At 62.7% G+C, this 14572-nt stretch carries 16 protein-coding genes; 12 read left to right on the forward strand and 4 right to left on the reverse strand.

The features are described 5' to 3' along the window. The 3 genes from IFT55_RS16580 to IFT55_RS16590 form a co-directional block, all read left to right on the forward strand. Positions 1-529: serine hydrolase (locus IFT55_RS16580; protein WP_197976514.1), on the forward strand; the 529-nt coding region annotated here is incomplete at its 5' end. A 503-nt stretch (positions 530-1032) separates the two neighbouring features. Next, the gene (locus IFT55_RS16585) at positions 1033-1878 is read left to right on the forward strand and encodes an alpha/beta fold hydrolase (RefSeq protein ID WP_249403896.1); all 846 of its coding nucleotides are present in this window, start codon (positions 1033-1035) and stop codon (positions 1876-1878) included. An 83-nt stretch (positions 1879-1961) separates the two neighbouring features. After that, the gene (locus IFT55_RS16590) at positions 1962-2939 is read left to right on the forward strand and encodes a serine hydrolase domain-containing protein (protein WP_342029338.1); all 978 of its coding nucleotides are present in this window, start codon (positions 1962-1964) and stop codon (positions 2937-2939) included. A 208-nt stretch (positions 2940-3147) separates the two neighbouring features. On the opposite strand, the gene IFT55_RS16595 is transcribed toward IFT55_RS16590, so the two are convergent. Next, positions 3148-4089 (reverse strand): IS630 family transposase, encoded by a 942-nt coding sequence (locus IFT55_RS16595; RefSeq protein WP_192093468.1) that lies wholly within the window; start codon positions 4087-4089, stop codon positions 3148-3150. A 31-nt stretch (positions 4090-4120) separates the two neighbouring features. Between IFT55_RS16595 and IFT55_RS17740 the strand changes: the two genes are divergently transcribed. The 8 genes from IFT55_RS17740 (at position 4121) to IFT55_RS16630 (ending at position 9548) form a co-directional block, all read left to right on the forward strand. Further along, positions 4121-4549 (forward strand): glutathione S-transferase N-terminal domain-containing protein, encoded by a 429-nt coding sequence (locus tag IFT55_RS17740; RefSeq protein ID WP_342029339.1) that lies wholly within the window; start codon positions 4121-4123, stop codon positions 4547-4549. A gap of 6 nt (positions 4550-4555) precedes the next feature. Then, on the forward strand, positions 4556-4792 hold the full coding sequence (locus IFT55_RS17745; protein ID WP_342029340.1) for a glutathione S-transferase C-terminal domain-containing protein: 237 nt from the start codon (positions 4556-4558) through the stop codon (positions 4790-4792). 442 nt (positions 4793-5234) lie between these two features. Beyond that, entirely contained in the window at positions 5235-6179 is a 945-nt protein-coding gene (locus IFT55_RS16605) for a hypothetical protein (RefSeq protein ID WP_192093469.1), read from the forward strand. Continuing rightward, the gene (locus IFT55_RS16610) at positions 6172-6837 is read left to right on the forward strand and encodes a hypothetical protein (RefSeq protein ID WP_192093470.1); all 666 of its coding nucleotides are present in this window, start codon (positions 6172-6174) and stop codon (positions 6835-6837) included. The genes IFT55_RS16605 and IFT55_RS16610 overlap by 8 nt, the downstream gene beginning before the upstream one ends. 117 nt (positions 6838-6954) lie before the next feature. Then, positions 6955-7368, forward strand: coding sequence for a hypothetical protein (locus tag IFT55_RS16615; protein WP_192093471.1), 414 nt, complete (start codon positions 6955-6957; stop codon positions 7366-7368). 49 nt (positions 7369-7417) lie between these two features. Further along, on the forward strand, positions 7418-8773 hold the full coding sequence (locus IFT55_RS16620) for a site-specific DNA-methyltransferase (protein WP_342029341.1): 1356 nt from the start codon (positions 7418-7420) through the stop codon (positions 8771-8773). Beyond that, the gene (locus tag IFT55_RS16625; RefSeq protein WP_192093472.1) at positions 8770-9111 is read left to right on the forward strand and encodes a hypothetical protein; all 342 of its coding nucleotides are present in this window, start codon (positions 8770-8772) and stop codon (positions 9109-9111) included. The genes IFT55_RS16620 and IFT55_RS16625 overlap by 4 nt, the downstream gene beginning before the upstream one ends. Before the next feature lie 101 nt (positions 9112-9212). Next, on the forward strand, positions 9213-9548 hold the full coding sequence (locus IFT55_RS16630; RefSeq protein WP_192093473.1) for a hypothetical protein: 336 nt from the start codon (positions 9213-9215) through the stop codon (positions 9546-9548). Between the two features lie 542 nt (positions 9549-10090). Here IFT55_RS16630 and IFT55_RS16635 read toward each other — a convergent pair. Then, the gene (locus IFT55_RS16635) at positions 10091-10813 is read right to left on the reverse strand and encodes an IS6 family transposase (RefSeq protein WP_192093474.1); all 723 of its coding nucleotides are present in this window, start codon (positions 10811-10813) and stop codon (positions 10091-10093) included. A 114-nt stretch (positions 10814-10927) separates the two neighbouring features. Here IFT55_RS16635 and IFT55_RS17750 point away from each other — a divergent pair, with 114 nt between their 5' ends. Then, positions 10928-11869, forward strand: coding sequence for a phosphatase PAP2 family protein (locus IFT55_RS17750; protein WP_192093475.1), 942 nt, complete (start codon positions 10928-10930; stop codon positions 11867-11869). Here IFT55_RS17750 and IFT55_RS16645 read toward each other — a convergent pair. Together IFT55_RS16645 and IFT55_RS16650 are read right to left on the reverse strand one after the other, a co-directional pair. Then, positions 11847-13121 carry a glycosyltransferase gene (locus IFT55_RS16645; RefSeq protein WP_192093476.1) on the reverse strand — a complete coding sequence of 425 codons (1275 nt, stop codon included), beginning with the start codon at positions 13119-13121 and terminating at the stop codon, positions 11847-11849. The genes IFT55_RS17750 and IFT55_RS16645 overlap by 23 nt on opposite strands. A 1017-nt stretch (positions 13122-14138) precedes the next feature. Next, on the reverse strand, positions 14139-14441 hold the full coding sequence (locus IFT55_RS16650; protein ID WP_192093477.1) for a putative quinol monooxygenase: 303 nt from the start codon (positions 14439-14441) through the stop codon (positions 14139-14141). Positions 14442-14572 lie beyond the last annotated feature (131 nt).

Raw genomic sequence — 14572 nt, forward strand, 5'->3', positions numbered from 1 at the left:
ATGGGCGCGGGGCACCGCGCCGCCGGTTGCATGGGCGCACGACGGCGGTGGCGTTGTACTCGTCGACAAAGGCCCCGCAGGCTATGCCATAGGTCGCGATGGCGGCTCGCCGAAGCCAGTTGACCGATGGACGCTAGCCGACCGGGAAAAGGCCGCCATTGCGCTTGGCAAACCAGCAATGCCAATATTCATGACGCCCAACATGGCCGCCGGTTTGTGGACCACCGCCAGCGACTACGCGCGGTTCCTGGCTTTCGCGAAGCGCTATCCGGAACTTTCGACGAAGACCACTCGCGTGAAGGGAACGCTCGACTGGGGTCTGGGCTGGGGGATCGAGAGTGATGCTGCGCGGCGTTTCGCCTGGCACTGGGGCGCTAACGACGGCGTCGCGAACCTGTTCGTCATGGACCTCGAGTCGGGCGCGGCTGTCGTGGTCCTCACCAACGGCGATGCTGGGCGCAAAGTTTACGAGCGAGCCGCCCGGGCAATCTTTGCACGTGAGTTCGATGCGTTTGCTTGGCTGAAATGATCTTTGCCGGCCCATTGGGTTTCGTTCGCGATATAGGGGTAGCCATTTTCGGGTCGCACCCCTGTCTCTCAGAGCGCAGAGGTCCATTCCAGCCTAGGGATGGAGCGTGAATGGCCGTCCGCTTCTGGAATCCGAACGAGATGCTTTCAATGGCCGGAATCGGGTCATTGTGATCGGTCAGAGCCGCCGTGTCGGCATAAAGTCTGAAACTGCGATGCCACGCGGACCCTTGATCGGTCGAAACGATTCTGAGCGGCCATGCTCCTAGCGTCCGGTGCCCGGCAGCCTGCCAGCTTGGCAGCCCGGCTCAAGGACACCTTCCGGAACCCGGTCGTTCCAGCTGGATGCTCCTCATAACCCGCACCGCCGCAATCGCCTCGCTCGCATTATCGAGCGCCGTCGGCTTCGCCCAAACCGTGCCGCTTGGCGCCAACCTCGAACGCTTCGACTACCCGGCTCCGGTCCATTGGCATATCGCTGAATCGCAGGGTCAGCCGGTTCGGATGGCATATCTCGACCTGGCCCCGACCGGTCGCGCGAACGGCACGACGGTCGTGCTGCTGCACGGCAAGAATTTCTGCGCGGCCACTTGGGACGAAACCGCGCGGGGGCTGACCGGCGCAGGCTTCCGGGTGATCGCACCCGATCAGATCGGCTTCTGCAAGTCGTCCAAGCCGAAGGGGTACCAGTACAGCTTTCATACCATGGCCGAACTGACTCGCGGGCTGCTCGACGGGGCAAAGGCGGGCAAGGTCGTCCTTGTCGGTCACTCGACCGGTGGCATTCTCGCCACCCGGTTCGCGCTACTGCATCCCGAACGCGTGTCGAAGCTCGTACTGGTCAATCCGCTCGGTCTTAACGACACCCTCGCGGAAGGGGTGCCCTACACCGACCTCGGCAAGCTGCGCCTGGAAGAGGCAAAGACCGATGCCGTCTCGATCAAGGCCTATCAGCTGCGCAACTATTATCACGGCGCGTGGCGGCCGGCCTATGATCGGTGGGTCGAGATGCTGGCGGGGCAGTATGCCAGTGCCGATGGCGACGTCGTTCGCGATGCGCAGGCGCGGCTGTCCGACATGATCCAGACACAGCCGGTCGCGGCGGAACTGTCGCGACTGGCCGTTCCTGTCACGCTCATCATCGGTGAGCGTGATCTCACCGCCTTCCGCGCGAACAGCGCGTCGCCGGAGCGAAAAGCTCAGGTCCGAACCGTGCCTCAGGCTGCCGGGACGGCGGTGAAGCAAATCCCGAACGGCCAACTGATCCGCCTCGACGATCTCGGCCATGCGCCACAGGTGGAAGCACCCGATCGTTTCCTGACCGTGTTGAAGTCGGCGATCGCATCGTGAGATGGCTGGCGCTGATGCCTGCGTCGTTCATAGCATGCGGTTGCGACGCGTCACCCACCGCGCAGGCGCCGACCAAGCGAACTGTGGTCGATCACGGTGCCACTGCCGTCACGCAGGGACTGGATGCCGCGATGCTGGCACGCACCGTCGCAGCGGCGGAACGGCTGCCGCGCATTCGGTCCCTGCTGGTGCTGCGCGACGGGCAGGCGTTTCTCGAGCGCCGCTTCAACGGCGGACCGCCGCTGGACCAGCCGGTCAACATCAAGTCCGCGTCGAAGTCGGTCATGTCCGCACTGGTCGGCATTGCGATTGCGCGTGGTGTGCTGAAAGGTGTCGATCAGCCGGTCGTGTCGGTGCTGGGCAGCGATGCTCCCGCAAACCCCGATCCACGGCTCGCAAGTGTTACGGTTGGCAATCTTCTGTCGATGCAGGCCGGTCTGGAACGCACCTCAGGCGAGTTCTACGGACGCTGGGTGTCGAGCCCCAACTGGGTCCGGTCTGCGCTGTCGCGACCCTTTGTCGATCAACCCGGCGGCGGCATGCTCTACTCGACCGGCAACACCCATCTGCTGTCGGCGATGCTGACCCGCGCGTCGGGCAGGAGCACGTTGCAGCTGGCCCGGGAATGGCTCGGCGAGCCGCTCGGCATCACCGTTCCCGCATGGTCCACCGATCCGCAGGGCATCTATTTCGGTGGCAACGAGATGCGCCTGTCGCCGCGATCACTGGCCCGGTTCGGCGAACTCTACCGGCTCGGCGGGATCGTGAACGGCAAGCGTATCCTGCCTGCATCGTGGATCGAACAGAGCTGGACGCCGCGGGCGATCTCGCCATGGAGCGGCGGCCAGTACGGCTATGGCTGGTTCATCGGTCAGGCTGGCGGGCACCCTGTCCGCTTCGCATGGGGCTATGGCGGGCAGATGGTGTACGTGCTGCCCGATATCAGGCTCACGGTCGTGATGACGTCCGATCCGAACGGCTCGCGCGATAGCGGGCACATCGATGCGCTTCACCGTCTACTGGCAGACGGAATCGTGCCGGCAGCTGAGAAGGGAGCGTAGGGAAACCGGCCTCGTCCATAGTGGATGCCTGGTTCCGGTAGCGGCAACCCGGGCAACGAATGCTCGAACGTGGGTCCTGCCCGCCGGGAAGAATTCACCGCTGAACTTTATTACGCCAGCCTAAGCAGCACATGACGGTTATGACCAGCCACGTCCTCTACAGCTTTCGCCGGTGTCCGTATGCAATGCGGGCTAGAGTGGGATGACATCAAGCTGACCCGTATCCTGAGTTGACGAGATAGTTTCGGCATTCCGAGGCGGGGAAGGTTTCGAGCACTGCGCCGACGCGGCGCCATGTTGCCTCGTGGGAGCGCTCGGCAGCCTTTCGCATCAGGTGCTTGAGCTTGGCGAAGACCTGCTCGATGGGGTTCAGATCCGGGCTGTACGGCGGCAGGAAGAGGAGCCTGGCACCGACTGCGCGGATCGCGTTCCGGATAGTGAGCTTTTTGTGGCTGGAGAGGTTGTCCATGATGACGACGTCGCCGGGCGAGAGCGTGGGCACGAGGCACTGCTCGACATAGTCGGTGAAGCTCTGCGCGTTGACCGGCTGATCCAGCACGCACGGTGCGTCGATCCGGTCGCAGCGCAGCGCCGCCAGGAACGTCATCGTGCGCCAGTGGCCGTAAGGCACCTTGGCATGGAGCCGCTGGCCGACCGGTGCCCAGCCCCGCAAGGGTGCCATGTTCGTCTTCACCCACGTTTCGTCGATGAAGACGAGGCGCGCCGGATCAAGCCGGCCCTGATACTTCTTCCACTGCGCCCGACGCCGGGCGATCGCGGGCCGGCGCTGTTCGGCGGGCAGCACGCTTTTTTTGAAGCTCAGCCCTTGCGCATGCGCGAACCGCCAGACCTGCACATAATCGACCTTCACGCCCCGCTCGGCCAATTCCGCCACCAGCCCCCGCAAGGTGAAGTCGCGCGTCACCCGCTCCAGCAGCCAGTCGCGTGTCGCGCCAGACAAGATGTTGGGCTTATGCCCGCCCATCCGCGCTGGCGCCGCACTGTCGGTCGCGCGATACCGCTGCACCCATTTGATCGCAGAACTGGCCGCTACCCCAAACCGCGATGCCGCAGCATGGCACGACATCCCATGCTCCGTCACCCCCGCTACCACCCGCTCGCGCAGGTCCATCGAATACGGTTTCGCCATCCAGGGCCGGCCTCCTCTTCCGGCCCCCACCTTGAATCAGACTTATCTCCACAAGGGGATCCCCCGCCGATTCAAAGCGAAGTCATCCCGCTCTAGACTGGCGCTGGCTGCTGGTGGAGTGCGCTACGAGGTTCGTGAGGTTAGGCTTTCCAGCAAGCCCGCAGAACTGCTCTCGATTTCGCCAAAGGGCACGGTGCCCGTGCTGCATACGGCGTATGGAACGGTGATCGAGGAAAGTCTCCCAATCATGCGCTGGGCGCTGGAAATGCACGATCCCCAGGATTGGCTGACACGGGACGATCCCGCACTGATCGCCAGTAATGACGGCTCGTTCAAGCGCGACCTCGACCGGTTTAAATATCCTGATCGTTACGGCGATGACCCCGCCCTGCATCGCGACAGTGGTCTCCGCTTTCTGCAGGATCTGGAAGCGCGGATAGCGGTTGCCGGCCAGCTTTAAGGATCGATGCCCGGGTTGGCCGATGCTGCCATAATGCCGTTCGTCAGGCAGTTCGCCGCGGTCGATCATGACTGGTTCGAAGCCCAGCCACTCCCACACCTTAAAGCGTGGCTTGCGCATCACCTCGCCTCGGACCTGTTCGCGAGCATCATGTACCGGACTGCGCCCTGGTCTCCGGGGGACAGGCCCCTCATCGTGGATGGCGCAGGCCAGCCTGATAGGCAGGCGTTCCAGGCTGACTGAAGGCGTTGTTCGCTCAAGGCGAAACGATGCCGATTGCGGAAATCGTTCGAACGCCTCCGAATGTCGATCTCGCTGTCCGGTGCCATCTAGAGCGCCAACGGCGAGCGTTCTCCCAGCCATCGCTGATCGCCCAGTCGGCCTCTCTGCACAGCAAACAGCAACTGCGCGCACATTCCACTTGCCTGCCGCGGCAAGCAGAGCAACTACACGCCTGCCCCTCGTGAAAGCCGGGGGGCGGGGCGTCGAAACCCCTCTGATCATGCTCGGTCACGACTTTTGTCGAGGCCGGGTGGCATGCGCGCATGTCCAGCCGGCAACGGTAAAGGCGCATGCGCCTGTGATCAGCAGGTTTCGAACATCCGGCTTCGGGCCGTCGCTCCGAGTGGACATAGGGCGACGAACGAGGTCATCGGCAACGGCGTCGCCTGCAACAGGAGACGTCATGACCGGTCTGAATTTCATCAGCCAGCCGCTCCAGCATGCTGCGCACGAAGCGCGCATGCGCCAGCTTACCCACCAGTCTTCCGCGCGCGAGAACGTGTTCGAGCACATGCTGCTCGGCCAGATCGGCGGTGAACTGCTCGCCCGCGGTGTCGACTATGACGAACTGCACAGCAGCGTCGACAAGGATGGCTTCGACGTCCTGCTCGAAGCTGGCGATATCCAGCGGCACATCCAGCTCAAGGTGATGACGCGGGGCGGCAGGCGGAGCGATGTCACCATTCACCGGCGTCTGGCGCTCCGGCCATCAGGCTGCGTGGTCTGGCTGACTTATGACCCGGTGACGCGCAGCTTCTGCGACATCCGCTGGTTCGGCGGGGCGCCCGGTGAGCCGCTGCCTGATCTCGGTGACAGGGCTGCCCGGCACAGCCGCGCCAACGCGCTGGGCGTCAAGGCCGAGCGTCCGGACCACCGTGTCGTCCCGGCCAGGCGCTTCGCACGGCTCGAAGACATTGCCCAGCTCGTCGACATTCTGTTTGGTCGTCTCCCGGCCGAGCCACTCGCCTTCCTGCGCTCCCGCCTTTCGCGCGACGCTCCGGCTTCCCCGGCGTGGCTGGGGCATGTCGCAGACGGAAACCTTGCGGCCATTCCGGCCGGAATCAACTGGAACGACGGCGTGGCGCTCGCAGGTCTGATCGACGGCTATCGCCTGCTCGAGCTTCTCGGCGCAGGCGAGCCCACGACGTTCCTCGACCAGCAGCGCGGCGCGTACCACGCCACTGGCGTGTGGCCGGGTGACGCCGAGCGGCTCTGGGCCACCGCGTTCCTCGAAGCCCGCGCCGAACATTTCGGCAGTAACGACGGGGGCCACGCAACGCCGCACCTCGATCAGCTCATCAGGCAGCTGCGCGAAGCGCTCGTCGAGCTGGAGGCGGCTCATGCGTAAGGCATCGCTCAGGGTACCCATGGTCGTCACGCTTGCCCTGATCGGCATCGGCACTGCGGCCGCGGCCCGGAAGGCACCCAAGCCGGTCTGGCAGATTACTCGCAGCACTGATCCCATTACCGGTGCCACCAGCTGTATCGTCGCTGCCTATGACCGGGCAGGAGGACTGAGCTACTCCCGTACCGGTGCGCTGTATCCGTTTGTGGAGAACAGCAGCGTGCACGGTGTGCTGGTCGGGGTCAGCAGCGGTGGCCGCATCCGCCTGCCTACCGGCGACATCGTCTGGCGCGTCGATGACCGGCCGTTCCGCACCCTAGCTGCCGCCGATAATCCGGCAGGCGCTGCAGCCTCTGCCGTACCGCCGGGTAATCCCGCCATGCAGCAGCTGGTGGACCAGCAGATGCGCATCGTCGCTGCGGCGACCGCCACCAGTACCGTCGCCAGCGGCGAAACCGCCCGCGCCATACTCGACGAAATGCTGGCGGGCAGGGGGCTGGTCTTCCGTGCAGCAGCAGCCACCGCCAGCTACGGTCTGCCGACCGGTGCCGGACAGGAGGTTGGCCTGCTGACGCGAGAGGGCGTGCGGCCGTATCCGCTGGATGACAGTTTCCGGGCGGGGCTGGCATCCTGCGGCATTACGAATGGCGCACAGGGCTGAATTCAGGAACATCTTACTACCCCTCCTGGGGAGGTAGCTGTGTTGTTAGCCGCCGTTATCACTCTTATTTACACGAGGAACCGCTTCACGGTATGGAGCGCGATAACGGAGGCATCGATGGACACGAAAGAAATGGAGCGGATTGCTGGCCCGCACGGCAGCAAGGCCGCCAAGATACGGGCGCTGAACGAGGCGGGCGTCAGTACGAGCGATATCTCGACCTTTCTCGAGATCCGGTACCAGCACACCTACAACGTGCTCCTGCGCGCAGGCAGGATCAGGCGCGACAGCAGCAATGCTGAGCAGGCCCCCGTTCTCGCGATGGACGTCCGGCCGGATGGAACCACAACACTGCCAGCGTCGGTGCTCGCTGATTTCGACCTGCTGAAGGGTGGCCAGCTGTTCGCGCGGCAGACCCCGGAGGGCCTGCTCCTCATGCCCCGACAGGTCGCAATCGCCGAGATGCAGCGCGTTGCCGCCGAACGCATGCCCGAACACGCGTCGCTGTTACAAAGCCTCTTGCAGGGTTAGCCAGATAAGTACATAGCTACTCCATCGTGTAACTGATGGAGGATGAAGAGTGACGGGTACCCATATCAACCGGCATACGCTCGACCCTCTGAAGGTCGAGCTGCGGCCGTTGGGCACGCTCAAGCCTGCGCCACGCAACGCGCGTCGGCATAGCGAGAAGCAGATCGAGCAGGTTGCCGCCTCGATCCGGCAGTTCGGGTTTACCAACCCGGTCATCATCGACGCCGATGGTACGATCGTCGCCGGTCACGCGCGCTTCGAGGCAGCACGGCTGCTCAGGATCGAGGATATCCCGACGCTGGCGCTCGCCTATCTGACGCCGGCTGAACTGAAGGCCTACCGGCTCGCCGATAACAAGATCGCTGCCAATGCCGACTGGGACCCCGAGATCCTGAAGATCGAACTTGAAGAGATTCAGTTGCTCACTCCAGATTTCGAACTTGAATCGACCGGCTTCTCCACGACCGAGATTGATCTCGTCATGGACCTGTCGCCTGCGGACGAGAAGCTTGAGGAGACGCCGGTGCTGGAGCGGCGCGAGGTAACGGGTGTCGAGCGTGGCGACCTGTGGCTGCTGGGACCGCACCGTCTGCTCTGCGGCGATGCGCGTGACCCTGACTGTTTTGCGCAGCTGATGGACGCCACCACGGCGCGGATGGTCTTTTCCGATCCGCCGTTCAACGTGAAGGTGGACGGTCATGTCGGTGGTCTTGGACAGACGAAGCATGCCGAGTTCGCAATGGGCAGCGGCGAGATGACCCGGGCCGAGTTCACGACGTTCCTGCGCACCGCTTTCGCCAACGCGGCAGCGGTCAGTCAGGACGGCGCCATCCATTATCAGTGTATGGACTGGCGACATATGGGCGAGATGCTGGAGGCGGGGCACGAGGTGTATTCCGGCCTGCAGAACCTGTGCGTCTGGTCCAAGGACAATGGCGGCATGGGCAGCTTCTATCGGTCGCAGCACGAGCTGGTGTTTGTCTGGAAGGTTGGTGAAGCGCCACACCTCAATACCGTTCAGCTCGGCAGGAACGGTCGCTACCGGACCAACATCTGGAATTACCGCGGGGCGACGAAGACCGGACGCGATGCCGAACTGGCGATGCATCCTACCGTCAAGCCGGTTCCGATGATCATGGACGCCATCAAGGATACCTCGAAGCGCGGCGAGATCGTGCTCGATCCGTTTGGCGGCTCGGGCTCCACCCTGATCGCGGCACACAAGACCGGCAGGCATGCCCGCCTGATTGAGTACGAGCCCAACTATTGTGCGGTCACGATCCGGCGCTGGCAGAAGCTTGCCCGGGCCGAGGCGGTTCTGGCTGCCACCGGCGAGACGTTCGAAGCGGCCCATGCCCGTCGTGATACCGAGATGAACCGGCTGGCCGAGGAGGCGCTGGCATGAGCGATGAGATCAGGCGGACGCGCGCCGGGCAGTTTGTGAAAGGCCAGTCTGGCAATACGGAAGGCGCCCGTAGCCGCCGGCCCAAACGGTTGCTGACCCTTACCGACATTAACCGGACGATCCTTGAGGTCGCCGGCAGCGAGACGAAGCTTTCGATCGAAAACAGGCTACAGACGATCAGCATGCTGGAACGCAATGCGTGGGTGCTTGCGTCGGGCAAGGGCAATCGCCTTGCGGCGAGGGACTTTCTCGATCTGGCAAGCCGTGCCGGCTTTCATTTTGAACGTCTGGAGCGTTTGACCCCTAAGCCGCGACCTGACGGAGACTCGGATCAGTGACGGCGCATGATGTCAGCGCGCACACTGGCCCCTACCGTGATCATGGCACGCGACCGATTGCGAGTCCTAGGACGGTTCACGGCCAGTTTCGGGAAATTGTCATGGCCATCGCCAACACACCGGTCACTGTCAGCCGCCCGCGCGAACGTCGCCGCACGTCGTCTCTGTTCGAGGTACTGGTGCATCGGCTGGCAGCGGGTCAGACCAGCCGCCGCATTTCGCCCCTGCCGTTCATCGAACTCGTGGTCGCATGCGCCAGCGGCGGTGATCCTGCATTTTCCACGTCGGCACTGCCCGCAGACCTTGATCAGGTGATCTCCCGCGTTCATGAGCGCCTTGATACTGCGGTCGCTTCTGGCACGGCTGCCGGCATCGATGATGCCATCTCCGACGTTCTCGATGTGATGCAGCGTCCAGCGGGTCCCGGTCGGGGTTAAATCTCGGCTGCAGCTCCGTGGCGAAATCGCACGCAATTCCGCCCCTTCGGCTTGTAATGCACTTTTGCGGACTTGGGTAAGTGCAGGCCTGCAACACGCGAATTTCGCCTGCCGCGCCGCGTGCCGGAGGCCTGTCCTGTGCCTGCTGATGTACCTGCTAAAAATCAGCGCATCTAAATCTCGAAAATGACTTTACGCTTGTAAAACAGCTTCTTACGCGGTTCGGTTTTCTGAAACACGGTCGATGAAGGGCTTCGAAAAATAACGGGTCGACCGCAATGGATTCGAATGCTGGGTATCGCATCACCCGGCGCAGATTCGGTACCAGGCGGGATCCTACCGGAGAAAACCGGCGCAGGATCCGTATTTCCAGTTCGTAAATGAGTCTCCGCACTACCGAACCAGACAGAAACCGCGCAGAAACGCGCCCGATATCCGGGATTTCTCTAGTATATCCAATAGCTTAGGACTGTATGGCGGTGCTGTCAGTCTAACGCGAACCACTCTCTGCATGATGCGGGTCAGTCTTTGAGCGCAGGGGGCTAGCTCGCAATCACCTGCCACTCTGCCAGGGCAGCGGAGCGGCGTTCCCTGTAGGTCTGGCGATCGATGAGATGGCGTTCGAGGTTGAAGTGATTGTGGACGTTTGCGTGCACGGAGGCGAACTTCTGTAACGAGCTCATTCGCCTGAACCGGAGCATCGCCCGCTCCCGTCGTCGGAACGGCAGATGACTGTTCTCCACCCGATTGTTCGCCCAGCGGCCGACCTCCTGCTTCTCAGTATTACCCAGTTCCTTCATTGCGGCACGGTAGGAGCGCAGCCCGTCGGTAGTGATCGTCTCAGGTAAGCCATGGCGCTTGAGCGCCTTTTTCATGAAGGTGAGCGCTGCGTCCTTGTCGCGGGTTTTGGTGATGTAGCTCTCGAGGACCTCGCCCTCGTGGTCGACGGCACGCCACAGGTAGACCATCTGGCCGTTGAGCTTCACGTACATCTCGTCGAGGTGCCAGCGCCACTGATGAAAGCCGCGCATGCGCGACACACGCTGCCGCCGGATGTCCCCGGCGAACATTGGCCCAAACCTGTTCCACCACATCCGTACCGTCTCATGGCAGATGTCGATGCCACGCTCGAACAGCAGGTCCTCGACGTTCCGCAGCGACAGTGGGAAGCGCACGTACATCATGACTACGAGCCGGATCACCTTGGGTGACGAGTTGAACCGTCGGAACGGGCTGGGCGGCTTGGCTCGTGATTGTCGGCTCATGGCTGGGCGTTATCGCACGCCGAATCGTCATGCCACGTTAGTCTGACACAGCCCTCCACCCTGTCGAACCGGCCATGACCCGAGCGGTCGTGCTGTGCACCCTATGCTGGCGATGTGCGTTCGACCGACGTGATCGATCCTGCCGTACCCGCCGACCGTCCAGATGCTCCCGCATGGGGGTTGATCGCCGCGATGCTTGCCAGCCTGTTTGCCGTCCAGACGCACCGTTCCTTTACGGTTGATCCCGTCCGCGCCGTGCCGGTCGCCGCCTTGCTGACAACGATCGGGATCGCGCTGGCGATCGGGATTCATCGCCGACGTCCGCGGCTGGTCGCCGGCGCGCAGGCATTCCTTCAGATGACGCTGTTCACGGTGCTCGGGGTCGTTCTGGCCTACGCGCTGGCGGCGAATGCCGGGCCGTTATGGGATGTCCGTCTCGCGACCATGGATCGGGAGATCGGGTTTCGATGGAACGCGGCGCTGGACCTGCTCGACCGGTTCCCGCCCGTGATCTGGCTGCTCGGGCTGGCGTATCACAGCCTTACCCTTCAGATGATCGTCGTTATCGTCGTGTTGAGCGGCATGAGCAGGTTCGACACGCTAAGGACGACGGTCTGCGCGGCGATCATGTCCGGCTTCGTCACGATACTGATTTCCGGGTTCGTGCCGGCAATGGGCAACCTGTTCGATCCGTCCCACTATCGGCATCTTTGGCCGTCGGTCGCTTGGCTGGAAAGGGGGCTGATCTCGGGACTACGCGATGGATCGATGCGGACGCTGGACCTGACGATATTGATAGGAATCGTCAGTTTTCCCAGTTTTCACGCGACGCTCGCCGCCATTTTTATATGGGCATTCCGATCAATTCCCCGTCTCGCGCTGGCCGGTCAGGGGTGGGCGCTGCTGACCATCGTGGCGACACCGGTCTTCGGCGGGCATTATGGCGTCGATGTCATCACAGGGTTGGCGCTGGCACCCCCCGCGATCCTGACGGCCCGGTATCTGACGCGGGATCGGACCCTTTCAACACAGATTATGCCACGCGTGCCGGCGTAGCGCCCTCACCGTAAAGCGCAGCCTCGACTGCCGCCGCCGCTTCGGTCGCGCCACCTGCTAGTGCCATATCCGAAGCTAGCACGCGTGCCGCCTCGCGATAGCCCGGGTCGGATAGCACGCGCTTCAGCGCAGGTTCGAGCGCGCCCCTGCGTATTTCCGCAGGGGACAGGACGCAGGCTGCACCGATCCGCCGCAACCGTGCGGCAGTGGCCGGTTGTTCGAAGGCCAATGGAACGGCAACGATCGGTACACCGGCAGCGAGCGCATCCAATACGGTGTTGAACCCGCAGTGCAGGATCGCCGCCGAGCATCGCGGGAGGATCTGCGTTTGTGACCAGAACGCCCGCACCAGTGGGTTTCCCGGAAGGGAGGCTGCTTCGTCGTCGCGCAACCCGCCGCCGTGCGCGACTACCGCACGGGCACCAACGGCGGCACATGCCGCTGTCAGCGCGGCGAACAGTGACCGTCGGGCACCCTGCAACGATCCAAGCGAGCAGAACACGAGCGGCCGGTCGTTATCCTGCGGCAAATTGTCCGAAGGCTCCGGCGATCTCCAGCGGGAGCCGTATCGAAAGCTTGTAGGCAAACCGGTGCGTGGAAAATCGAGCGCTGCCGGGCATTGCGCGATCTGCAAGCGCTCTGACCATCGATCCCGCCGATGGGGATCAAGGTCCCAGCGACGAGCATAGTCGGACACCAGCCTGGTGATCGGTCGCATCAGCAGGTCGCTGACCGCATATCCGCCATGGTTGCGGTTGCGTCCCACTGCATCAGGGCGATACGCCCATCCGAGGAAGGGCGGTGGCACCATAGGCTCCCGATGCAATGGCAATCCGGTTACGGCGGTCACGAACGGCAGGCGAAGATGCTGCGCTACCAACGCTCCTGCAGGCTCTACCGAGTCGGCGATCACCGCATCGACCCCCAGCTTCAACAGTGTCGCTGGAAGCGCCTTCAGAAGCAGATCGGTCATGGCAGCCGTGCTGCGGATCATTCGTGGTAGCCCGACAGGGCCTGACGGTTGCGCGAGTGCCCGGTAATGCGCGGCCAGCGCGCCCTGGCGGTCCGCGGTGTGATTTAGCGGCGCAAAACCTACCCCGGAGGCCGGAACCAGAGGCTCGACTTCCGCCATGTGAACGAACGTGATCCTGTGTCCGGTTGCAGCGAGCGGCGTTCCCAACGCGATGAGCGGATTGATGTGACCCGCAGTCGGCGGCCCGATAATGGCAATATGCCGCCTTCCAAGGCTCATCTGTCTAGCTTTCAAACGATATCTGATTTTAACGTTGATTATCAGTTTCTTAGTACAGCGTCCTAGCGGTGAAGTTCGTTAGATCGCAACGGGTAGACTTGCGGATTGTTCAATCCGCGCATGCTGGAATAACGTTTGATGGGAATCCGAAGGAATACGCGCAGGTGCGAATATGGTGACATCGGCCTGAGCCTGGGTTCGCGATATTCGCTATCTCCCATCGCGGGTCGTCTCGACGCAACAATCGGGCGCGACCATGACCTAGAAGAGAGCGTGAAATCCCGCTGGGAACAGCCCAAGGAGACTTTAGACGAACCAGATAACCCTTAGTTTGACAGTGCCCTACTGAATGCCACCTCCCGGCGGGAGATTACGACGCTTCGATGGTCAGAAGAGGCATATGCCTTGAGTGGCCGCGTGCATGCGATCGGCGGTAACCAATGGGCCTGCGAAGTAGGCAAGATCGAGGGGTGCCGCGCGTTGATCCGCATCCGCTTAACCGCAGCGAAACGATCGTCATCTGCAACACGACGGACATGTCGTAGTCACAAATGACTGAATGGGCTGAAACCATCACTCGAGCCTGAAACGACCGATCGCCGATTAGGCTCTCTGCGCAGCGGAAAGTGGACATTACCGGACATCTCGTCGCGAACAGGCGTTCGCTTGGTTGATGATTGCGTTCGGCTGCCTGCTACTGGTCGTGTTACCGCTGATGGGTCTGGCGATTGGCGGCTACATCGGTGGCCTTCATGTCGCGCTCTGGACCGCGCTGGCAGGGTTTGTGGTTGCCGGTGCAATATGTGGACTGACGGCAGCGGCATTAATGAAGGCCAGACGACGGTAAGCCTGCCTACCTGCGACAGCAGCCACTCGTCGGGACCGCCTAGAGTGTGTCGACGCAGCTGCTGCGTGTCGGAAACAGCCAGCGTCCCTTGCCGCAGTGTTGGCTTGATGTTGCGCCACCAGCGTTCCGAAGTGTGATGATAAGCTGACCGGTACTCTTCCGCCGACCAGCTACTTTCCGCTGGCTAAACCGAACCCACCGATCGGGTTGGTCTCTGCAACCTGTTCCATCCCTACGATCAGAGGCCGGCCGCTGGTGATGGCCTCACGGACCGAAGGCAGCGCAAGCGATGCCGCATGTGCCTCCTTCGACACCCAGACCTCGGTGATCCAGATGATCGCTGCGTCAGTCGGATCGTTGGCAACTACGTAACTCAGGCAACCGGGCATCCCGGCCACTCCGTTTACAAGAATGTTGGTGAGCGCATCGCGCTTCCCTGGCTGAGCCGTCATCTTGCCGATCAGTCCGTACATACCGGCTTCTCCATTTGCAGCGGCTACTAGTCCGACAATCGCCAGTGCTGCGGTTCCCGCGAGGAAGGTGCGTCGCTCTATGCTCATTTTACCATCGTAGCGCAGTAATATGCTGCGCGAAGGTCAATCCT

Origin of the sequence: Sphingomonas sp. CFBP 13720, assembly GCF_014842075.1 — a bacterium.
Lineage (GTDB): Bacteria > Pseudomonadota > Alphaproteobacteria > Sphingomonadales > Sphingomonadaceae > Sphingomonas.

Coding starts and splice junctions, on each gene's coding strand:
- IFT55_RS16585 (WP_249403896.1), top strand. CDS start 1,033: ATGGCATATCTCGACCTGGCCCCGACCGGTCGCGCGAACGGCACGACG.
- IFT55_RS16595 (WP_192093468.1), bottom strand. CDS start 4,089: ATGGCGAAACCGTATTCGATGGACCTGCGCGAGCGGGTGGTAGCGGGG.
- IFT55_RS17745 (WP_342029340.1), top strand. CDS start 4,556: ATGCCCGGGTTGGCCGATGCTGCCATAATGCCGTTCGTCAGGCAGTTC.
- IFT55_RS16605 (WP_192093469.1), top strand. CDS start 5,235: ATGACCGGTCTGAATTTCATCAGCCAGCCGCTCCAGCATGCTGCGCAC.
- IFT55_RS16610 (WP_192093470.1), top strand. CDS start 6,172: ATGCGTAAGGCATCGCTCAGGGTACCCATGGTCGTCACGCTTGCCCTG.
- IFT55_RS16615 (WP_192093471.1), top strand. CDS start 6,955: ATGGACACGAAAGAAATGGAGCGGATTGCTGGCCCGCACGGCAGCAAG.
- IFT55_RS16625 (WP_192093472.1), top strand. CDS start 8,770: ATGAGCGATGAGATCAGGCGGACGCGCGCCGGGCAGTTTGTGAAAGGC.
- IFT55_RS16630 (WP_192093473.1), top strand. CDS start 9,213: ATGGCCATCGCCAACACACCGGTCACTGTCAGCCGCCCGCGCGAACGT.
- IFT55_RS16635 (WP_192093474.1), bottom strand. CDS start 10,813: ATGAGCCGACAATCACGAGCCAAGCCGCCCAGCCCGTTCCGACGGTTC.
- IFT55_RS16645 (WP_192093476.1), bottom strand. CDS start 13,121: ATGAGCCTTGGAAGGCGGCATATTGCCATTATCGGGCCGCCGACTGCG.
- IFT55_RS16650 (WP_192093477.1), bottom strand. CDS start 14,441: ATGTACGGACTGATCGGCAAGATGACGGCTCAGCCAGGGAAGCGCGAT.